Raw genomic sequence first — 212 nt, forward strand, 5'->3', positions numbered from 1 at the left:
ACCGATAATCTTGTCTATCGATTGAGAGAACAACCTAAGCCTGTGTTGAGGAAACCGCATTGGTCTGACTATCTCTACGACAAAAATTCACTTACGCCGACCACATTAATTGACGAACTTTTACCTAGAAATTCAGAAGAATTGGAGATCTTCAACTCAGCTCTTGATGAGGGATGGGCCATGGGCTCAGAACAAGCAATTGCTGAGATGAG

Annotated in this window: 1 protein-coding gene; it reads left to right on the top strand. The window is 42.9% G+C overall.

Annotated features, from left to right (window positions below; translation table 11 throughout):
• A partial coding sequence (locus IQR33_RS36120) for a type IV secretory system conjugative DNA transfer family protein (protein WP_193844154.1) occupies window positions 1–212 on the top strand: 212 nt, incomplete at both ends.

The sequence above is a fragment of the Vibrio sp. OPT46 genome (genome assembly GCF_015163535.1).
GTDB classification, from domain to species: domain Bacteria; phylum Pseudomonadota; class Gammaproteobacteria; order Enterobacterales; family Vibrionaceae; genus Vibrio; species Vibrio alginolyticus.